This window comes from Synechococcus sp. CC9605 (assembly GCF_000012625.1).
GTDB lineage: Bacteria > Cyanobacteriota > Cyanobacteriia > PCC-6307 > Cyanobiaceae > Parasynechococcus.
Genome location: NC_007516.1, coordinates 646,570 through 666,157 on the forward strand (window position 1 = coordinate 646,570; position 19,588 = coordinate 666,157).

22 protein-coding genes are annotated in these 19,588 nt (G+C 61.1%); 12 read left to right on the top strand and 10 right to left on the bottom strand.

The window, feature by feature from the left end:
- The first annotated feature begins 89 nt into the window (after positions 1–89).
- The 3 genes from SYNCC9605_RS03455 (at position 90) to SYNCC9605_RS03465 (ending at position 3,013) form a co-directional block, all read left to right on the top strand.
- The gene (locus SYNCC9605_RS03455; protein WP_011363678.1) at positions 90–1,598 is read left to right on the top strand and encodes a carboxypeptidase M32; all 1,509 of its coding nucleotides are present in this window, start codon (positions 90–92) and stop codon (positions 1,596–1,598) included.
- Between the two features lie 62 nt (positions 1,599–1,660).
- Complete coding sequence (locus SYNCC9605_RS03460; RefSeq protein WP_011363679.1) at positions 1,661–2,248, top strand: inorganic diphosphatase; 588 nt, start codon at positions 1,661–1,663, stop codon at positions 2,246–2,248.
- A gap of 261 nt (positions 2,249–2,509) precedes the next feature.
- Positions 2,510–3,013, top strand: coding sequence for a L,D-transpeptidase (locus SYNCC9605_RS03465; protein WP_198002470.1), 504 nt, complete (start codon positions 2,510–2,512; stop codon positions 3,011–3,013).
- On the opposite strand, the gene hemC is transcribed toward SYNCC9605_RS03465, so the two are convergent.
- Positions 3,014–3,967: a hydroxymethylbilane synthase gene (gene hemC / locus SYNCC9605_RS03470; RefSeq protein ID WP_011363681.1), complete on the bottom strand. Its 954-nt coding sequence runs from the start codon at positions 3,965–3,967 to the stop codon at positions 3,014–3,016.
- Positions 3,968–4,104: 137 nt separating this feature from the next.
- Here hemC and SYNCC9605_RS03475 point away from each other — a divergent pair, with 137 nt between their 5' ends.
- Positions 4,105–4,572, top strand: a complete 468-nt coding sequence (locus tag SYNCC9605_RS03475) for a hypothetical protein (RefSeq protein ID WP_011363682.1) — start codon at positions 4,105–4,107, stop codon at positions 4,570–4,572.
- A 189-nt stretch (positions 4,573–4,761) separates the two neighbouring features.
- Here SYNCC9605_RS03475 and rpoD read toward each other — a convergent pair whose 3' ends face one another.
- On the bottom strand, positions 4,762–6,135 hold the full coding sequence (gene rpoD / locus SYNCC9605_RS03480; RefSeq protein WP_041434443.1) for an RNA polymerase sigma factor RpoD: 1,374 nt from the start codon (positions 6,133–6,135) through the stop codon (positions 4,762–4,764).
- A 304-nt stretch (positions 6,136–6,439) separates the two neighbouring features.
- Here rpoD and priA point away from each other — a divergent pair, with 304 nt between their 5' ends.
- Entirely contained in the window at positions 6,440–8,689 is a 2,250-nt protein-coding gene (gene priA / locus SYNCC9605_RS03485) for a replication restart helicase PriA (protein ID WP_011363684.1), read from the top strand.
- On the opposite strand, the gene SYNCC9605_RS03490 is transcribed toward priA, so the two are convergent.
- The 3 genes from SYNCC9605_RS03490 to SYNCC9605_RS03500 are packed head-to-tail and all read right to left on the bottom strand — an operon-like array spanning position 8,690 to position 11,179.
- Positions 8,690–9,748, bottom strand: a complete 1,059-nt coding sequence (locus SYNCC9605_RS03490; RefSeq protein ID WP_011363685.1) for a DUF3153 domain-containing protein — start codon at positions 9,746–9,748, stop codon at positions 8,690–8,692.
- 3 nt (positions 9,749–9,751) lie between these two features.
- Positions 9,752–10,633: an acetylglutamate kinase gene (gene argB / locus SYNCC9605_RS03495; RefSeq protein ID WP_011363686.1), complete on the bottom strand. Its 882-nt coding sequence runs from the start codon at positions 10,631–10,633 to the stop codon at positions 9,752–9,754.
- A 3-nt stretch (positions 10,634–10,636) separates the two neighbouring features.
- Positions 10,637–11,179 carry a DUF2854 domain-containing protein gene (locus SYNCC9605_RS03500; RefSeq protein ID WP_011363687.1) on the bottom strand — a complete coding sequence of 181 codons (543 nt, stop codon included), beginning with the start codon at positions 11,177–11,179 and terminating at the stop codon, positions 10,637–10,639.
- Positions 11,180–11,248: 69 nt separating this feature from the next.
- Here SYNCC9605_RS03500 and SYNCC9605_RS03505 point away from each other — a divergent pair, with 69 nt between their 5' ends.
- Positions 11,249–11,437, top strand: coding sequence for a hypothetical protein (locus SYNCC9605_RS03505; protein WP_011363688.1), 189 nt, complete (start codon positions 11,249–11,251; stop codon positions 11,435–11,437).
- A 29-nt stretch (positions 11,438–11,466) separates the two neighbouring features.
- Here SYNCC9605_RS03505 and SYNCC9605_RS03510 read toward each other — a convergent pair whose 3' ends face one another.
- Entirely contained in the window at positions 11,467–11,925 is a 459-nt protein-coding gene (locus tag SYNCC9605_RS03510; protein WP_011363689.1) for a single-stranded DNA-binding protein, read from the bottom strand.
- Positions 11,926–11,954: 29 nt separating this feature from the next.
- Between SYNCC9605_RS03510 and SYNCC9605_RS03515 the strand changes: the two genes are divergently transcribed.
- Together SYNCC9605_RS03515 and cutA are read left to right on the top strand one after the other, a co-directional pair.
- Positions 11,955–12,746: a precorrin-6A/cobalt-precorrin-6A reductase gene (locus SYNCC9605_RS03515; RefSeq protein WP_011363690.1), complete on the top strand. Its 792-nt coding sequence runs from the start codon at positions 11,955–11,957 to the stop codon at positions 12,744–12,746.
- A gap of 16 nt (positions 12,747–12,762) precedes the next feature.
- On the top strand, positions 12,763–13,083 hold the full coding sequence (gene cutA, locus SYNCC9605_RS03520; RefSeq protein WP_011363691.1) for a divalent-cation tolerance protein CutA: 321 nt from the start codon (positions 12,763–12,765) through the stop codon (positions 13,081–13,083).
- Here the strand turns inward: cutA and SYNCC9605_RS03525 are convergent.
- The 4 genes from SYNCC9605_RS03525 to SYNCC9605_RS03540 all read right to left on the bottom strand — a co-directional run bounded on the left by SYNCC9605_RS03525 (position 13,052) and on the right by SYNCC9605_RS03540 (position 17,746).
- Positions 13,052–14,068: an adenosine kinase gene (locus SYNCC9605_RS03525; protein WP_011363692.1), complete on the bottom strand. Its 1,017-nt coding sequence runs from the start codon at positions 14,066–14,068 to the stop codon at positions 13,052–13,054. The two genes, cutA and SYNCC9605_RS03525, sit on opposite strands and share 32 nt — an antisense overlap.
- Before the next feature lie 41 nt (positions 14,069–14,109).
- Positions 14,110–15,429: an adenylosuccinate synthase gene (locus SYNCC9605_RS03530; RefSeq protein WP_011363693.1), complete on the bottom strand. Its 1,320-nt coding sequence runs from the start codon at positions 15,427–15,429 to the stop codon at positions 14,110–14,112.
- Positions 15,430–15,514: 85 nt separating this feature from the next.
- On the bottom strand, positions 15,515–15,940 hold the full coding sequence (psb27, locus tag SYNCC9605_RS03535; protein ID WP_011363694.1) for a photosystem II protein Psb27: 426 nt from the start codon (positions 15,938–15,940) through the stop codon (positions 15,515–15,517).
- A gap of 24 nt (positions 15,941–15,964) precedes the next feature.
- The gene (locus SYNCC9605_RS03540) at positions 15,965–17,746 is read right to left on the bottom strand and encodes a proline--tRNA ligase (RefSeq protein WP_011363695.1); all 1,782 of its coding nucleotides are present in this window, start codon (positions 17,744–17,746) and stop codon (positions 15,965–15,967) included.
- Positions 17,747–17,893: 147 nt separating this feature from the next.
- On the opposite strand from SYNCC9605_RS03540, the gene SYNCC9605_RS03545 reads away from it, so the two are divergent.
- The 4 genes from SYNCC9605_RS03545 (at position 17,894) to SYNCC9605_RS03555 (ending at position 19,585) form a co-directional block, all read left to right on the top strand.
- Complete coding sequence (locus tag SYNCC9605_RS03545; protein WP_011363696.1) at positions 17,894–18,358, top strand: hypothetical protein; 465 nt, start codon at positions 17,894–17,896, stop codon at positions 18,356–18,358.
- Positions 18,359–18,483: 125 nt separating this feature from the next.
- Positions 18,484–18,705 carry a hypothetical protein gene (locus SYNCC9605_RS14475; protein ID WP_156782970.1) on the top strand — a complete coding sequence of 74 codons (222 nt, stop codon included), beginning with the start codon at positions 18,484–18,486 and terminating at the stop codon, positions 18,703–18,705.
- Entirely contained in the window at positions 18,647–19,156 is a 510-nt protein-coding gene (locus SYNCC9605_RS03550) for an inorganic diphosphatase (RefSeq protein ID WP_011363697.1), read from the top strand. The genes SYNCC9605_RS14475 and SYNCC9605_RS03550 overlap by 59 nt, the downstream gene beginning before the upstream one ends.
- A 69-nt stretch (positions 19,157–19,225) precedes the next feature.
- Positions 19,226–19,585 carry a 2Fe-2S iron-sulfur cluster-binding protein gene (locus SYNCC9605_RS03555; RefSeq protein WP_041435474.1) on the top strand — a complete coding sequence of 120 codons (360 nt, stop codon included), beginning with the start codon at positions 19,226–19,228 and terminating at the stop codon, positions 19,583–19,585.
- Positions 19,586–19,588 lie beyond the last annotated feature (3 nt).

The window sequence follows — 19,588 nt, forward strand, 5'->3', positions numbered from 1 at the left end:
TGTGGGGACACTTCGGCTGCCCCTCCTGATGCAAGGCCTTGGTTGCGTGGTTCTTCTCGCCATGATGATCCGATCTTTGCTGCAGCGTCTTGGTCCATGCGTCGACGCCTTGGGATGCACTGGGCGACCACCTGCGTGAAACGAAACTTCTCGGTTCCATCCAAAGCACCCTGTACTGGGATCAGAACACTCGTATGCCTCCCTCTGGGGCGCGTTGGCGGGGTGAGCAGCTTACGCTTCTGGCAACCCAGCTGCATGCCCGTCAGAGCTCCGCGGCCTATGCGGATTTGGTGGCCGCAGCGCGTCAGCACTGGAACTCCGCTGACCAATGCTCCGAGCAGGGCCGCAATCTTGATCTGTTGGAACAGGACCTTCAGCGGCAGCAGTCCCTCGATCCAGCTCTCGTCGCGGCCCTGGCCAAGGCCAAGGCCGAGGGCTACAACCGTTGGCAGCAGGCTCGATCAGCTTCCGATTTCAGCCTCTTCGCACCTGCGCTTCAGACCTTGATTGACCTGCGTCAGGAGCAGGCCAAACAGCTTGATGAGCTTCGCTCATGCTGGGAGACCCTGGCACAACCCTTCGAGCCGGACCTTCGTCTGGAGCGTCTCGAGGCTTTGTTTGCTCCGCTGCGGCAACGCTTGCCGCAATTGGTCGCTCAGGCATCCACCCGGCCTCGCCCCCGATCATCGGACTGGGATCTCGAGGAGTCCAGCCAGCAACAGCTCTGCGATCAGCTGCTCGGTGCCTGGGGCCGCGATCCCGACATCACCTGCATGGCACGCTCGCCCCACCCCTTCTCGATCACGCTTGGGCCGGCGGATTACCGCATCACCACCCGTGTGGTGCCAGGGCAGCCGTTGTCGTGTTTCCTTGCCACGGCCCATGAGTGGGGGCATTCCCTTTACGAACAGGGGTTACCGGACCAGAGCCATCAATGGTTTGCCTGGCCCCTGGGACAGGCCACCTCGATGGCGGTGCATGAAAGTCAGTCGTTGTTCTGGGAGAACCGGGTTGCCCGGAGCCGTCCATTCGCAGAGCAGTGGTGGCAACGTTTTGCACAGGCCGGAGCTCCCTTCAGCGGTGCCCAGGACATGTGGCAGGCGATGAATCCGATGGCGCCTGGTTTGAACCGGGTTGAGGCCGATGAACTTAGCTATGGCCTTCACATCCTGATTCGCACGGATCTTGAAATTGCTCTACTTGAGCAGGGCTTGGCGGTGAAGGATCTCCCTGATGAATGGAACCGGCGCTATCAGGAGCTCCTGGGGGTGCGTCCATTGAGTGATGCCGAGGGTTGTCTCCAAGATGTGCATTGGTCGGAGGGGTTGTTCGGGTATTTCCCTTCGTATCTGTTGGGCCACCTGATTAGTGCACAGTTGAGTGAAGCGATGGCGGAGGCTATTGGGTCTCCGGAAGAGCATGTGGAGCGCGGTGATGTCTCGCCTTTGCTGGCTTGGCTGCGTGCGCATGTTCACCCGCTCGGACGCAGCGTGAATGCCGATCAACTGGTGGAAAGGGTTAGCGGACGGCCCTTGAGCACCGAGGCCTTCCTGAGCTATCTGGAGAACAAGCTTGATCGGCTGCAGCAGGAGTCTTAGCCGCTTGCAACTTGCTGGGTTGAGGGGGCCCGTAGGATGCGCCGCGCTGTCCATCGCCGTTTATGGCCAACCTCGATCAGGCACCCAGCCGCAGCATGCCCAACCTGCTGCACGTGCTGCCGGCTTTCGCTGATGAAGCCGAGCTTCGTCTCAACACGATCGTGGAGCTCAACTCCAACACGATCAACAAGTACGAGCTGATCACCGAAACCGGCCATCTCAAGCTGGACCGCGTTGGTTACTCCTCGCTGGCTTACCCCTTCGCCTACGGATGCATTCCCCGCACCTGGGATGAAGACGGCGATCCTCTCGACATTGAAATCGTTGGTGTCACCGAGCCCCTGATTCCCGGCTCGATTGTCGAGGCCCGCATCATCGGTGTGATGACCTTCGACGACGGTGGTGAAGTCGACGACAAGGTGATCGCTGTTCTTGCCGATGACAAGCGCATGGATCACATCAAGAGTTGGGAGGATCTTGGTGAGCACTGGAAGAAAGAAACCACCTACTACTGGGAGCACTACAAGGATCTGAAGAAGCCTGGTACTTGCTCGGTGAACGGTTTCTTCGGAACTGAAAAAGCCGTCGAGATCATCAAGAGCTGCGAGGCCCGCTACACGGCTGAGATCGACCCCAAGTTGGTCGACTGAAGGCGTCGGTGATCGGCTGCTGATTAGGCGGGGGATGTCCCCCGCCTTTTTTATGGCTCGGCTTCACTCCAGCAGCCTCGAATGTTCTTCGATCGGCAAGGAGACCGCTCGGGAGGCCACAGGGCTGAGACAAGACAGATCTGCCCTATTGGTCTTACCCGTGAGACCAAAGAGGTTCTGAAGAGTTCAGCCTCAGTGGCGCTGCTGCAGTTTTTTCTCGCGGCAATGAATACGTTAAGACTAGTGAGTCTTGTGTGTCTCATGCCGTGGTCGTTGGCGCCGGTGATGTTGGCTGGCCTGTTGGCGGGGTCCGTCCTCCCATGCCTTGCTGCTGAATCTGCTGAGCTGGCGGTGCGGCAACCGGCCCGTGAGTCCCGCATCGTGCTTGACCTCAGCAAGCGGCAGATCACCCTCGTGCGGGGTGAGCAGCGGCTTGGCGCCTGGCCGGTGGCGATCGGAGATCCCAAAACCCCCACCCCGAAGGGGGAATTCGCCATTCTCAACAAGAAGGTCAATCCGATCTATGTGACCCACAAGTCGGGTCAGAGGCGGGAGCTGCGCGGACCCAGTAGCCCTATTGGCGATCGTTACATGGCCTTTCATCGCAATGGCCGCGGCGAGTTTGGGATCCACGGAACGGCCTGGCCGCACTGGGTTCAGATCCGTGCGGCAGTCAGCCTGGGTTGCGTGCGCATGCTCAACAGCCACATCCGGCAGCTGTTTGATGCCGTGGATGTGGAAACGCGTCTGGAGATTCGCAGTTGATCAGGCTTCGGGGCGAACGGTCTCGAAGATCTCTTTGAGGATCTCCCCGGCACCCTGACCTTTGAGTGTGTTGGCGAGGGCGATGCCGATGGCTTCGGCTTCGCTTGCCTCGCCACTGGTTTGGTCGCGGATCAAGCGTTTGCCATCAAGGCTGGCCACCATTCCGGTAAGGATCAGTTGATCACCTTCGAAACGTGTGTTCACGCCGATGGGGACCTGGCAGCCACCTTCCAGTTCCCGCAGGAAAGCGCGTTCGGCCAGGCAGCGCTGGGACGTCGGGGTGTGCTCCAGCACTTTGATCGCCTCAAGCACTTCGGGCTTGCCCTCCACGCATTCAATGCCTAAGGCTCCCTGGCCAACCGCGTGCAGGGAGATCTCGCCGGGGATCAGCTGGTGGATCCGATCGCTGAAACCCAGTCGACCCAGGCCGGCCGCAGCCAGGATCAGGCAGTCGTAATCTCCGCTGTCCAATTTCTCCAGCCGGGTGATCACGTTTCCCCGCACATCTTTGAAGATCAGGTGGGGGTAGTGGTGACGAAGTTGAGCCAGGCGGCGCAGGGAACTCGTTCCCACCACTGAGCCTTCGGGGAGGGTCTCGAGCTTGTAGGCCTGGTTCTTGGCGTTCACCACCAGCGCATCAGCCGGGTCTTCCCGTTCGGTGATGCAGCCGAGCATCAGCCCCTCAGGAAGGTTGGTCGGCAGGTCTTTGAGGGAGTGGACGGCGATGTCCGCACGATCTACCAGCATCTGGGCTTCCAGTTCCTTGGTGAACAGGCCTTTGTCGCCGATCTTGGCCAGGGCAACGTCCAGGATCTTGTCGCCCTGGGTGGCCATGGCTTCCACGGTGATCTTCAGGCCGGGATGGGCCTTCTCCAGTTCCGCTTTGACCCAGTTGGTTTGCACCATGGCCAGCTGGCTGCGTCGTGAGGCGATGCGCAGTTCGGTGAGGGCCATGGAAAGGGCGAATCAGCCGCCCAGCCTACGCTTTTGGACTGGAATTCTTGGATTCGCCTTCGCGAGTTTGTGAAGCTTCGAAAGGGAGGATCTCTTTATGAAGAACGCTTAAAATTCGTAAGCAATGCAGGACAGCCATGCCCGGACCCGTCGTCAATGGCGTTCGTCAGGCCGGAGCGATTGGCTCGGTTGCCCCGGACCCCCAAGAGCAGGAAGCCATGCTCCCCTTGGTGGCTGAGGGCTGCATTCGTCTGATCCTGTTGTGCAGCGGCGATGTTCTGATGGCGCGGCTGCGCCACACCACCGATCGCGATGGAGACCATGCGTATCAACTGCTGCGGCCCCGTCTGGTGCGATCAGCGACAGGGCCCTCGAAGGATGGTCAATCCAGTTGGGTGCTTCAGCCTTATCTGGCGGGGCTGACGTCGCAGCACAATCTGGTTCTTTTCAAGGGGGCGGTGGCCTCCGTGCTTGAACCGGATGCTCGCCTGCTCCAGGCCTATGCGCTGGAAACACGCCAGGAGTGCCCCCTCGAAGAAACTCCTGTGGAACGTCTGAAGCGTGCCTTTCAGGAATTCACGGAAACCTACGAAAGCAGTCAGTGAATCTGTTGCACTGAATTTTTGCTTTCCAAAGGAAAACCCCAGCCACAGGCTGGGGTTTGATCTCTTCCGTGTGAGGAGGGCGTCTCAATTCCCTCAAGCTCTCTTATAGGAGCCCTCACGCCATTCAGCCAGGGGGAATGTACTTATGTATTACTCCCGTGACTGTTTGGTGGCGGGCTCAATGCGGGCTTACTTGATGTATTCCTTGAGCACCCCATTGCGGTTGGGGTGGCGCAATTTGCGCAGGGCCTTTGCTTCGATCTGACGGATCCGTTCCCGGGTCACATCAAAAATCTGGCCGATTTCCTCGAGGGTCTTCATCCGCCCGTCGTCCAGGCCGTAGCGCAGGCGCAGGACATCGCGTTCGCGGGGGCTGAGGGTGGCCAACACACCCTCCAGGTCTTCACGAAGCAGGTTCTTGGCAACATCCTGCTCGGGATTCTCGATGTCGGCTTCGATGAAATCGCCCAGGCGGGAATCCTCTTCCTTGCCGATGGGGGTCTCCAGGGAGATTGGCAGCTGGGCGCTTTTGGCAATGAAGCGCAGTTTTTCGATTGTCATTTCCATCGATTCAGCGATTTCCTCTTCCGTTGGCTTGCGGCCGAACTCCTGGGAGAGAACCTTGGTGGTCTTCTTGATTCTGGAGATCGTTTCGTAGAGGTGCACCGGCAGGCGAATGGTGCGGCTCTGATCGGCAATGGCGCGTGTGATGGCCTGGCGAATCCACCAGGTGGCGTAGGTGGAGAACTTGTAGCCCTTTTCGTGGTCGAACTTTTCAGCTGCACGGATCAGACCAAGGCTTCCTTCCTGAATCAGGTCTTGGAAGCTCAGGCCTCGATTCATGTACTTCTTGGCAATCGAGACCACCAGGCGCAAGTTGGATTGGACCATCTTTTCCTTGGCCCGGCGGCCCAGCATTAAGCGCCGGCGGAAGCGGATTAGCGGCATTTCCACCAAGGCTGCCCACTCTTTGTTGTCGGGTTCCCGGCCGTTATCGCTCTCAAATTGAGCAGCCAGTTCCTCGAGATAGAGGAGATCGGCGATTTTGCGGGCCAGTTCGATCTCTTCGTCGGGACGCAGCAGACGGATCCGCCCGATTTCCTGCAGATAAACCCGAATGGAGTCTTCGGTGTAAACGCCTTTGGGACCGATCTTGATGCTGGCCAGGGCTTTGGCCTTTGCTTCCTTCTCAGCAGCTGCCGTTTTGGCTTTCTCTTCGGCGGTAGGTTTCGCTGCTGCTTTGGCTGTTGTTGCTTTGGTGGCGGTCTTCTTCGTGGTGGCTGCTTTCTTGGTTGTGGTGGCCTTTTTTGTTGTGGTTTTGGCCTTGGTGCTCTTCGCAGCAGCCTTTTTGGTGGTTCCCGAAGCCTTGGCTTGATCAGCCGCGGCGAGCAGTTCGTCGGCCGCGGCGTTCAGGTCCTTGGCGCTGGCCTTGCTGGTTCGTCGGCGTGCGGGGGCTTTTTTGGCTTCTTTTTCGGAACCCTTGGCGACATCCTTCACCTTGCTGTCAGCATTGGCCAGAAGAACGATGTCCGGCTTGGCAGCTTTGGTGGCAGCAGGGGTCATGGTGAGTGTCGAAGTCGGATAGAGGGGAAATGCAACAGCAGCAACAACGCATCAACGGCAATGGCCGGAACCTGGAACTTCCGTTCAAACGAAAGAGAACGACGCAGCTGACGCTGAGACGGAGTTCATGGGCTGATGGTGGTGTCCGCGAGTCGACGAAACGCTTGGACTGATTGTGTCTGTGCTGTCCGGGGTGGTCTCAGACCGGTCAAAGTGGCAAGGACAAGACCTTGACTTCAGACTCTGTGTCTTCCCTCTGGATCGAGCGCAGGGTTGGCAAAAACTGTCCAACCTGTTCACGTTAATGAAGTCTTCCGAAGTTTGCAAGGTCCTGTCGCATTCGCGGCGATGTGTTGAGGTCTGGCTGGAGGCTGGGCGGGAAGGACGCTCCTTCAGTTATGCCGCAGATCCCAGCATGGGTTTGAAGCCTGGAGATCTGGTGCGGGTGCGCCTCCGGGGGCGAGCCATGCATGGGCTTGTGGTGGAGGAGCGGGAGTGGGCTGAGCAGGATCCTCAGGAGCTGCAACCGGTGGAATCACTCCTGCAGCGAGCTGCTGTCGACTCGGATTGGTACAGCTGGCTGGAGCGGGTGGCGGACCGTTGCCATCTCAGTGTCTTCCGCACCTTGAAGGCGGCTCTGCCGTCGGGCTGGATTGGTCAGGCCGGCCAGCGTTCCCTGGCCGGCGGGCGTCAGATGTGGTGGATCCAGGCCCGGGTCCCCCCTGATGCAGCGAAGCCACCCACCCCTCGCCAGCGGGAGCTTCTGGCTTGGTTGGAGGGCCAGGGCGATGGCGCTTGGCAACGGGACCTGGTGGCCAGTGGGTTTGGGGCGCAATTGCTGCCGCCCCTGATCCAGCAGGGCTACCTGGTGCGTGAGCAGCGTCGTTGTGAGGACAAGGGCTCTTCAGCTGCTTCTGGCCCCAAGGAACTTCCCCAGGCCTTGACCGCTGAGCAGCAGGACGTGGTGAAGGCCTACCAACAGCTTTCTCCGGGGAGAGGATTGCTGCTCTGGGGAATCACCGGCTCCGGCAAGACCGAGGTGTACCTCCAACTGGCTGCCCAGGAGCTGGAGCGGGGCCGGCACGTCCTGCTGCTCACCCCCGAGATCGGATTGATCCCCCAACTTGTTGACCGTTGCCGCAAACGCTTCGGCTCGCGTGTCGTGGAGTACCACAGCGGTTGTGGTGACGCCGAACGGGTTCGAACCTGGCGCCACTGTCTTGCTGCCGAACAGCCCTTGGTGGTGGTGGGAACCCGCTCTGCGGTGTTCGTGCCGTTGAAGCCGCTGGGGCTGGTCGTTCTGGATGAGGAGCACGACAGCTCTTACAAGCAAGACGCACCCATGCCCTGCTATCACGCCCGGGACCTGGCCCTGGACCGGGTTGTGATGCAACAGGCACGGCTTGTGCTGGGCAGCGCCACGCCGTCGCTCGAGAGCTGGATTCAAACGGGCCCGGATGGTGCCTTGACCTTGGTGCGCCTGACCCAGCGGATTTCCCGGCAGTCCCTACCTCCTGTACATGTGATCGACATGCGCCATGAGCTGGCCGAAGGACACAAGCGTCTGGTCAGTCGCCCCTTGATGGATCGTCTTGCGGCGCTGCCGGAGCAGGGCGAACAGGCCGTGGTTTTGGTGCCTCGTCGGGGATACAGCCCCTTTTTGAGCTGCCGCAGTTGCGGCGAGGTGGTGATGTGCCCCCACTGCGATGTGGCGCTCACCGTTCACCGCAGCAAGGCCGGACGTCAGTGGCTGCGTTGCCACTGGTGTGACCATCGTGAGGACCTGGAGAACCGTTGCAGTCACTGTGGTTCCACGGCCTTCAAGCCGTTTGGGGCCGGGACGCAGAAGGTGTTGGAACTGCTCTCTCAGGAGCTCGAAGGCCTTCGTTTGCTCCGCTTTGACCGCGATTCCACCGGCGGACGTGATGGCCATCGACGCCTGTTGGACCGTTTTGCTGCCGGAGAAGCCGACGTCTTGATCGGCACGCAGATGCTGGCCAAGGGCATGGATCTGCCGCGGGTCACCCTGGCGGCGGTGCTCGCGGCGGATGGGCTTTTGCACCGCCCCGACCTACGCGCAGGAGAGCAGGCCCTGCAGTTGCTGTTGCAGTTGGCGGGCCGTGCCGGGCGAGGTGAGCGACCGGGGCAGGTGTTGGTGCAGACCTACACCCCAGAGCATCCGGTGATTCAGCACCTGGTGGATGGTCGGTATGAAGCGTTCCTCTGTCAGGAAGTGGCCCTCCGCAAGGAAGCTGGGTTAGTGCCCTTCAGTCGCGCTTGTCTGCTGCGACTCTCTGGAGATTCCCCCAGCAAAACAGCAACGGCGGCAGCGGTGCTGGCGGAGCGGATCCGGCCGATTTGTCAGCGCCAGAACTGGTGGTTGATGGGTCCGGCCCCGGCCCCTGTGGCCCGTGTTGCTGGCCGAAGCCGATGGCAGCTGTTGCTGCACGGTCCGGCGGGCTCTCCTTTGCCGTTGCCTCCGGGGCAGGCCCTCTGGGATGGCTTGCCCAAGGGTGTGGCGCTCACCGTGGATCCCGATCCGCAGCAGCTTTGATCAGGACGGCAGTTCCGGGAAGCCAAAGCCCAGCTTTCGCCGCACCACCTGCAGCACCATGCTGCTGATCAGCAGCATCAGGATCACCACGCCACCAAGGCCAAGCGGATTCCAGCGCCAGCCCTGCCAGCTGACTTCGGTGGTGGTGCCGGAAAGAGCCGTGCGCTCCACCCGCCCGTGGTTGAGGCTTAGATGAACGTCGAGCCCGGGGATCTCGGGCAGATCGCTGAGGTCCACCAACAGCTGCACGTGCTGCTGCACCCCCAGGAGCCAGTTGCGTTCTTCGAGCTTGAGCGTCGGTGCCGGGAGTGAGACTCCAGCCGCGCGACCAGCCACGGCCACCACGGCCGCCATTTGTTGCGCCAGCTCCTGCGATGAGGCAACACGGCTGCTGATCTGTTGGCGTCCTGGGCCTGTCTGTTCGATCTTCAGCCCGGGCACCTCCCGTTGCAGGTCTCGCTTGAATTGCTCCTGCCAGGGCAACGGTCGCTCCTGGGTGCTGCGCACGTCCCAGGTGAGGGCCAGTCGATCCGGGCCGCGAAGGTCGAGATCAGCCTCGATCCGGACGCAACCACTCAGCAACAGCGTGATCCCTAGCAGAACCGCCATCACGAGCACGGCGAAACCCGCTGCTGGCGAACGCGTCGGCCCTGTGGGTGGTGGTGGCGGGGGTTCGGGGCGCCGCGAACGCCGCCGCCGCATGGTGGAGGTCTGCCCGCTGCCGGAGCCATTCAGTTCCAGTTGCGGCATCCGCATCGACCAGCGTTCCGGACGATCCAGGCTTGGGGCTTCAAGAACCCCGAGCAGTTGTTTGGCTTGCTGGCGCAACTTGGGATCGCGGCAGCGACTCAGAAGCCTGCAGGTGGCGATGGCTTTGTCGTCCTGACCCTGACCCATCCAGGCGGTGATCATCAGGAGCCTAAGGCCCGGCCCCTCCGGGCTGTTGAGCGGGTGTTGCTCCGCCAGGGGGAGAAGCAGCTCCAGGCCCTGGCCGTAGTCCCCGCGCTCCAGGGCTGCCTCCGCTTCAGAGAGGTCCAGTGCTGCGTCCTGCTCGCTCACCCTCTAGCTGCGTCCCACCACCATGGTGCCGATGCCGGCGTCGGTGAAGACCTCCAGCAGTAGGGCATGGGGAACCCGGCCATCAATGATGTGGGCGGCTGACACGCCCTGGGCCAGGGCGCGGATGCAACATTCCGTTTTGGGCGTCATGCCCCCTGCGACCACGCCATCCTCGATCAGCTGTCGCGCCTCTGAAAGGCGCAGTTTGCGGATCAGCGAGTCGGGATCGTCCCTGTCCTCAAGGATGCCGGGGGTGTCGGTCAGCAGGATTAGTTTTTCGGCTTCCAGGGCTGCCGCCAGCTCTCCCGCCACCGTGTCGGCATTGATGTTGTGGGCTCGCCCGTCATCGGGGGTTGCGGCAACGCTGGAAATGACGGGCACATACCCCTTCTCCAGCAGCGGTTCGAGCACATCGGGATTGACGCGGGCAACATCTCCCACCAGCCCATGGCTGCCATTCCCCCAGGGGCGTGCCTCCACAAGACTGCCGTCACTTCCGCTCAAACCAACCGCACGGGTGCCGAGCTGATTGAGGCCATTCACGATCTGTTTGTTGACGCGGCCCACTAGCACCATCTCCACCACGTCCATGGTGTCGGCGTCGGTGACCCGCAGTCCGTCGCGGAATTCGGCGGGAATTTCCAGACGTTGCAGCCACTGGTTGATTTCGGGCCCGCCGCCGTGAACCACCACGGGTCGGACGCCGACGCAGGCCAGCAGAGCCAGGTCGCGAAAGACGGCAGACCGCAGCTCGGCATGGGCCATGGCGGCCCCGCCGTACTTGATCACGATGCGCCGACCGGCGAAGCTCTGGATGTAGGGGAGGGCTTCACTGAGCACCGACACCCTGAGGGCGTCGTCGTTGTGCTGGGTGGATTGGGCCATGGCTTAGGCCTCACCCGCTGGAAGCAGAACAACGTCCAGCCGTTGTTCATCCAGTTCCTTGAGTTCCGCTCGCATCCCCTTGGCGAAGAAACGCCCCAGCCGCTCCTGCCGCTCTTGCCAGCGTTCGAGGGGAACAGCTCCCAGCAGGAAACGCATCCGCAGGCCATAACCGCTCTCGGAATGCAGCTCTTCGATCTCTTCCAACTGCGGTGGGGTGTCTTCATCCCAGAGTTTGAGCGCTTCCAGCGACGACTCCAGGTGGGCCTTCTGGCCGTAGCGCCAGCGCGTCACATCGCCGAGCAACTTGCCCAGTTCTGGTGCCGCAGCTTCGCGTTCCTTTTGAAAAGTCTTGATCGGTGTCACCCGGATGGCGGGTGGCAGCTCCGACGATTTCAGGGCCAGCCCCCCCAACAGGATCGGGATTCCGTAGAAGATCGTGGGAAGGCTGAGGTTGGCGCTTCCGGTGGCGTAAGCGGTGGCACCGACCACGGTCAGCACGCCTCCGGCGATGGTGACGAGGCTGCCGGGGGAGAAGAAATCCTTCATGAAGGCCTTGGCTTGATCGTCATTTTGACCTCTAGGCCATCAGGATGGAGATCCACTGCCTCGAGCTAGATGCCTGATCCATCGTCGACCGGCATGGATGATCTGCTCCAGCAGCTTGACCGTGATCGCAGCTGGTTGCTGCAGCAGATTGATGGGGGCCGTTGGCCCGAGCTGAGGCTGGATCTTGCCGCCCTTGAAAGGGAGCTCGGGCAATTGATCACCCGAGCTTCAGAGCTCCAGGAGGAAGCGGGTAGCTAAGCGACAAAGACCCGCAAGTGTCCTCTGATTCAGAAGGGGATGTCGTCGGTGTCGGGCACGAGGGGCGCAGCATTCCAGCTGGCCGGTTCAGGCTCGTTCGCCACTGTGGTCGGCGCAGCCGCAGGGGCCTGGCGGCTGGGGGCCGGGGCTGAGGCGTTGCCGGAAGGAGCTGCACCCGTGGCTGCCGCGCCGATCGGATGGAGCCGAGCCAGGGTGAATTCAGCCCTTTTTTCCTTCATGCCATCACCCCGGGGCATAGTGTTCATTCGCAGTCGACCTTCGATCAGCAGCCGCTGCCCGGTCTGCACACGGTTCTGCAACTCCTGGGCCAGGTTGCCCCAGCCCACCACTTTCAATTCACCTGGCGGATCACCCTCCCGAAGGGGGTCAAAGCGCACGACCATCTCCGCAATGGGAGTCTGGTTGTCCTGGGTGTATCGAACCGTCGGTGCGTCGATCACCTCCACTTCGAGCACGCAATGGTTCATGGCTTGAGCTGGTGTCGGAGCACATCCTGATGCAAGGCCCCGCGAATGACCAGCGTCGTGTGCTGCTGCTGGCTGGAACCGGTGATGGGCCGCGCTTGGTGAGAGAGCTCTTCCGCCGCAATTGGCGTGTGAGTGTGAGTGTGGTGACGGCAACCGCAGCAAAGGCCTACGCGGGATCGCCTGTGGAGCACATCTCAATTGGAGCTCTGCAGGGCATTGGCGGAATCAAGGCAGCTCTGCATCAGGCCGGCCCATTCCGTTGGGTGGTGGATGCCACGCATCCTTTTGCGGCTCGCATCAGCCATGACCTGGTCACAGCCTGTGCGGATCTCGACCAACCGCTGCTGCGTTATGAGCGTCGCTTTGAACCGCTTGGAGCTGCCTCTCTGGTGGCGGATGCCGAGGCATTGGCCGCCCAGTCGCTGCAGGGCCAACGCCTGTTGCTGGCCATCGGAGGTCGTCATCTTCCAGTCTTAACTGCTGCTGTGCGCCGCGCCGGAGCCATCCCTTATGGCCGTGCGCTTCCCTCCCCCGATGGATTGCGCGCCGCCCTGCGGGCGGGGCTTCCCCCGGATCACCTGGCCGTGGTGCGTCCCCTGCAGGGTGAGGTTCCGGGGGCGATCGAGGAGGGCCTCTGCCGTCGCTGGGGCATCGACGTGGTGCTCTGCCGCCAGTCCGGTGGCGTGACGGAACAGCTTTGGCATCAGCTCACGACAGATCTTGGGCTGAGCTTGCTGCTGTTGCGGCGTCCTTCCCCCCCCGATGGGATGGATTGTGTGGAGGATGTGAGCAGCCTGATGGATCGGCTTGAGCGTGATTGAAACGCGTAGGATTGTTATGGCCCTCACCACGGAAGCGAACGCTGAGCGCGCCCAACAGCTGGCTGAGGCCTTGTTGGAGCACCATCTCGTGGCCTGTGTGTCCATCCACCCCGTTCAATCGTTCTATCGCTGGGAGGGGGAGCTGCAGGCGTCCCATGAGGTCCAACTGCTGATGAAGACTTCCGCCCAGCATGTGGATGCGCTGCGCTCGGCCGTCTTGGAGCTGCACAGCTACGACACCCCTGAGTGGTTGTGCTGGCCGGTGACGGCATCACCGGCCTATGGATCCTGGGCAATCGCTGAGCTCAGTTCAGATGCGTCTCCGCCAGCTGCTTGAGGGAGACCTGGGAGCGGGCCCCCAGTTGGGTCACAATCTGGCCGGCGCAGAGGGCACCGAGCTCACCACAGCGCTCAAGAGATTCGCCATGGGTGAAGCCATGCAGAAATCCCCCGGCATAGAGGTCGCCTGCCCCCGTGGTGTCCACCAGATCTCCCAGACCGAAGATGCCGACATCCCTGCGCTGGTCTCCACTCAGCACGACGGACCCCTGGGCACCACGGGTGATCGCAATCACTGAGCAGCAGCCGCGCACCCGCTCGAGGGCCTGGTCGAAATTGTCGGTCTCGTAGAGCGACTGAATTTCAACGTCATTTGCGAACAGCACATCGACGTGGCCATTCACCAGCTCAAGAAAACTCGCTCTGTGCCGATCCACACAGAAGCCATCGGAGAGGGAAAGAGCCACCTTGCCGCCTGCTTCACGGCAGGCTTCGGCGGCGGCGATGAAGGCCCGTTTGGCAGCTGGACTGTCCCAGAGGTAGCCCTCCAGGTAAAGCACCTTGGCCTGCTTGACCATCGAGAGGTCGAGATCCTCGGGCTCCAGTTGGGTGGAAGCCCCCAGGAAGGTGCACATGGTGCGCTCGGCATCGGGCGTGACGTAAATCAGGCAGCGCGCTGTTGTGGCCCCACTGGTGGCTGCTGGGGTCTCAAAGCGTGCCCCAACGGCCCGGATGTCGTGGCTGAAAATGCTGCCGAGCTGGTCATCACGGACGCGGCCGATGAAACCAGCGCGTCCGCCGAGCTGGGCGATCCCCACCATGGTGTTGGCGACCGATCCGCCGGAGGTCTCGAGGCCAGTTCCACTGGCCTTGTAGAGAGCCTCAGCTTGTTGTTCATCGATCAGCGCCATGCCCCCTTTTTGGAGGCCGTGTTCAGCGATGAAACTGTCGTCCGTTTGCACCAGAACATCAACGATGGCGTTGCCGATGCCAACGACATCGAGACTGCAGCAGTCGCTGGGGAAACGGGTCTCTGATGACATCGGAGCGTGGAAAGCAGCCCCGAAGTATGAACCTCAGAGGCTCAGGCGCTCAATAGGGCCCTCTTGGGGCCATGGATCGGATCTTCAACAACGATGGTCTGATCACGGCTGGCCCCCAGAGAGACAATGGCGATCGGCACTTCCATCAGGTCGGCGAGGAAGCGCAGGTAATCCATGGCCGGTTTGGGGAGATCCTCAAGGCTGCGGCATTCTTCGGTGGAGCACTGCCAGCCAGGCAGCGTTTCGAAGATGGGTTTGCACTGGGCGAAATCATCAGCACTGCTGGGGAAGTGCTCGATTCGTTCGCCGTTGAGTTCATAGGCCACGCAGACCTGAATTTCGTCCAGTTCGTCCAGCACATCCAGCTTGGTCACGGCCAGACAGTCCAAGCCGTTGACCTGCACGGCGTAGCGACCGATCACGCCGTCAAACCAGCCACAGCGCCTTTGGCGGCCAGTGGTGGTGCCGAATTCACCACCGCGTTCCGTGAGCTGGTCATTCAGGCTGCCGCTTAGCTCGGTGGGGAAGGGGCCTTCACCCACGCGGGTGGTGTAAGCCTTGGCGACGCCAATGACGCGGTCGATCAGGGTTGGGCCGACGCCTGCACCGATGCAGGCACCGCCGGAAACGGGATTGGAAGAGGTGACGTAGGGGTAGGTGCCGTGGTCCAGGTCCAACAGCGTTCCCTGGGCACCTTCGAACAGGATGTTCTTGCGATCTCGCGCTGCCTGATGAATCGTCTGGGTGCACTCCACCACGTGGGGGGCGAGGCGCTTTCCGTATCCCAGATATTCCTGGATGACGTCTTCGGCGTTCAGGGGCGCAACGCCATAGATGGTTTGAAGAAGTTCGTTCTTCTCCTGAAGTGGGCCTTCAAGGCGATCCCGCAGCCGCTGTTCGTCCAGCAGGTCGATCACACGGATGCCGCTGCGCTGGGACTTGTCGGCGTAGGTGGGTCCGATCCCCCGGCCTGTGGTTCCGATCCGTCGCGCTCCCCGCTGCTTCTCCATGGCCTGGTCGAGCAGGCGGTGGTAAGGCATCGTCACGTGGGCCGTGGATGCCAAGCGAAGCCCTGAAATATCAATGTCGTTGGCGATGAGCATGTCCAGCTCACCGAGCATCACCTTGGGATCCACCACCGTGCCGGATCCGATCAGGCAGATCGTGTCGGGATAAAGGATTCCGGAGGGAATCAGGTGCAGCTTGAGCACACGATCATCGACAACAATCGTGTGGCCTGCATTCACACCACCCTGATAGCGAACCACTACATCGGCGGATCGGCTCAGGAGATCGGTGATCTTTCCTTTTCCCTCGTCACCCCACTGCGCTCCGATGACGACAACGTTGGCCAAGAACACGGCGGCCCGAAGCCGCAGATCTGCACAATCCGCGAGTATCTCAGATCTCGGGTGGCCTCGTCAAAACTGAGTTTGTCTCAGGGGCTCAGCTGCCCCGGACAACTGATTTCTCAGCCTTGTTGAGTTCCTTGGCGATGCGGTCGTGCAGCGCTTCTGGAAGGGGGCGATTGGCGTAGGAGGCGTAGTGACCAGCCAGCGAATTGAGCGCGGTCTGCATCGTGGTGAAGGAGCTGAGTCCGTTCACACGGGGCTGGGGCCGATAACGGGACATGTAGTCGTTGATCAGGGCCCGCGCGTCGGCTTCAGCTTCCGCGTGGGTGGGATCGTCCTGAGGCAGGTCGATCACCGTCAGCAACGTGCGGGAGACCGCCACGGTGTCTTCCACGTAGTCGCCGCTCAGACGAGCTTCAGCGTCTCCACTGCAGGCCGTCAGCAGGAGGCATAACCCGAGGCCAAGGGCTACAGCAGCCCGGCTGAGGGGGCGAAGCAGGCGTGTCAGTGCGGAGAGCATGAAACCCTTAAGAGTCGTTCGATTTTAGGGGTGGAGTGCCTTGATCAGGCAGCTCACAGCCTCAGCGTGGGGAAGCTTCCGCACCTCGCGGCTGCTGCGGCGCACCAGTTCAACGATGCCCTCGCTGGCGTCGCGTCCCACCACGATTCTCCAAGGGATGCCGATCAGATCCGCGTCTTTGAACTTGACGCCGGCTCGTTCTTTGCGGTCGTCGAGGAGCACATCGACGTCAGCAGCTTGAAGCTCCGCATAGAGCGCTTCCCCCAGCTGGCCCTGGGTGTCGTCCTGGATGTTGGCAACAACCACGATGGCTTCAAAGGGGGCGATGGCGGTCGGCCAGCAGATGCCGCTGTCGTCGTGGTGCTGTTCGACGGCCGCTTGCGCCAGCCTGGAAACGCCGATTCCGTAGCAACCCATCCAGAACGGTTCGGTTTTGCCGTTCTCGTTGGTGAAACCGCTCTCCATGGCCTCGGAATATTTCCGGCCCAACTGAAAAATGTGGCCGACTTCGATGCCTCTTTTTTCCGTCAGTCGTGATTCCAGGTTGTGTTGGCAGACGTCGCCTGCCCGTGCATTACGCAGATCCAGGGTGGTCGGCTTCTGCTCGATGGCTGTCCAGCTGGTGTTGAAGCGGTGCAGATCGGGCTGGTTGGCGCCACAGATGAAGCTGCCGAGTTCGCTGGCGGTTTCATCCGCCAGACGTAGGAACGTTGGCTGCCAGGTCTTGGCTCCCTTCAGAACGTCATCCGAGAGGTCGGGCCCGATCGATCCAAAGGGGATCGGATCAATCTGCTGACGGTTGGTGTAGTCGGGTGTGATCGGGCGGCAATCGAGAACACCTTTGTTGAGGGTTCGGCTGACGGCGTTCACAACCTTGGTGGGGTTGAGCTCCTGGTCACCACGGAGGCTCACCAGCAGCGGTTGGAGGGTCTCATCGTCCAGGGTCGCCACGAACAGCAGCACCTTCACCACCTGGCTCGGATCCCAGCATTTGGTGTCGCAGAGGCTCTCGATGCTGCCCAACCCAGGGGTTGGAATCGATTCCTCCGGGCCGTCGGGGAGAGGGGATGCGGCGGATGGGATCGAAACAGCCTTCTCTAGGTTGGCGGCGTATTGGCCGTCATCGCTGATCAGGATTAGGTCTTCCCCGGCATCCGCCGTCACCATGAACTCCTGGGAGGCGGCACCGCCGATCGCTCCGCTGTCGGCATCAACAGGGACGGCATCCAGGCCACAACGTTCAAAGATGCGGCGGTAGGCCTGGTCCATAGCGCCGTAGGTCTCGCGAAGATCCGCTTCGCTGGCATGGAAGGAATACGCATCCTTCATAATAAATTCGCGGCCCCGCATCAGGCCAAAGCGGGGACGGATCTCATCGCGAAATTTGGTCTGGATCTGATAAAGGTTCACGGGAAGCTGCCTGTATGACCTCAGCAGCTCGCCCGCCAGGCTGGTGATCACCTCTTCGTGGGTTGGTCCAAGCCCCAACTCTCTGCCCTGGCGGTCTTCGAGGTGAAACATGATCCCCTCGCCAGCGGTGTAGCCCTGCCAGCGCCCGCTTTTCTGCCAGAGCTCAGCGGGATGCAGCTGCGGCAGCAGGGTTTCCTGAGCGCCGGCGCGGTTCATCTCCTCGCGCACCACAGCGGTGATCTTTTGCAGCACCCTCCACATCAAGGGGAGATAGGCGTAGATACCTGATCCAACGCGACGGATATACCCGGCCCTGAGAAGCAACTGATGCGAGGTGATCTCCGCTTCGGCGGGAACATCCCGAAGCGTCACCAGCAGCAGGCGGGAGACGCGCATCAATCGCAACAAACTGGGATTCGGAAGTTATCACCGCTTAGGAAGCATGCCGATCGCGGAAGTGTCTGTTTTGCTGGAATTCCTCTGTGCGCCCTGAGTCTCGGCTGCTACCGTCCAGCTCAATCCAGCCTGTCCTAGGCCCGTCTCATGTTTCCTCGGTCCGTTGAATCTGTGGCGACAAGCGTTCAACAAGCGACCGAACTTTCCATGGATCCGGCTCCCGCATCGGCTCAAGCTGAGGCCCTGGTGGGAATTGACGACGTTCAGAAATCCTTGAACCGCTCCCGCGCTTCGGTGTATCGCTACACCAACACAGACCCTCGCAACCTCAACCCTCCGTTCAATCCCCGCAAGCTGAATCCGGAGTACCGCAGCGATCAGAAAGATCCGCTGATGTTCCACCCCAACGAGGTGGCGCGCTTCGCCAAGGATGTTCTACGCATCAAGGAAGTCACCGTTGAAGTGCTTAATTCCCCTTCAACGGCGACGCAGCAAATCCTGGGATCGATCCTTGAGGAGCTTCGACTGATCCGAACCCATCTCGAGGTAAGTGGGGCATCACCCTCTGACCTGAGTGCACTTCTTGACCAGCAGGATCGGCCCGCCGCTTAATGAGTGGTGCGTCCTGCTTTTGGCAGTGACAGAATGAATTCAACAACCCTGTGATCGAAGGGAGGGGCTTTGCCGCTCCCAGCTTTATGAACTCAGATGTTCCCCACCCGTCTCACGGTGACGCCATGGCGTCTTCGGAGGCGGATGAGCCGTTTAGTCGTCGCTCCTCGTTGACGGCCATCAAAGGACTGCTGATTGCTGTTGTCAGTTTCAGTGCTCCTCTTGTGGCTGTGATCACGGATCGAACCTTCCCTTCTCCGCGACTGATCCCCACCGCCTCGGATCGGCATGGATCTCCATCAGCTCCCCCCGTCACCTTCGCCAGGCTTGGTGAATCTCATCGTTGAGATTCCGGCAGGAAGCAGAAACAAATACGAATATTCCGCCGAAGCTGGCGTGATGGTTCTCGACCGGGTGATGCACTCCTCAGTGCGTTACCCCTTTGATTACGGCTTCATCCCCAATACGTTGGCGGAGGATGGATCTCCCCTCGACGCCATGGTGATCATGGCCGAACCCACCTTCGCTGGTTGCCTGATCAAGGCTCGCCCCATCGGCGTGTTGGACCTCCACGACCGGGATGTTTACGACGGGAAGATTCTCTGTGTCCCAGACGCAGACCCCCGTCAGGATGAAATTCGCAGCATTCGTCAGATCGCCGCATCCCAGCTGGAGGAAGTTGCGGAATTTTTCAGGACCTACCGCACGTTGCAGGGCAGCGTCGTGTCGATTGATGGATGGCGCGACCTCGATGCGGTTCAGCCGTTGCTTGATTCCTGCATCAATGCAGCCGATTGATCTCAGGGAAGAGCCCCTTGATCAGGCCGGATGCTTGTAGGTTGGTTCGCACTGAGATTTGCGGAACCCGTGCCCACCATCCGATTCGAGCAGGAAGGCCAGCAGGTTGGCTGCATCGAGGGCGCAAATCTGCGAAAGGCTGCACTTGATGCGGGCGTCAATCCCTACAAGAGTCTCAACAACCTCAACAACTGCAGTGGGGTTGGTCAGTGCGGCACCTGCGTGATGGAGGTGCTCGAGGGACAGGCCAACCTTTCCCCTCGCAGCGATGTTGAAGAGGTCTACCTCGCAGACCGTCCTGCGAACTTCCGCCTGAGCTGCCGCACCACAGTGTTTGGTGATGTCACCGTTCGCACCAGTCCCGCTGAAGGTGTGGGCCGCGGCTCCAACAGCCTCGTTGGTGCGATCAAATCCCTGTTCGGCCGCTGAGTC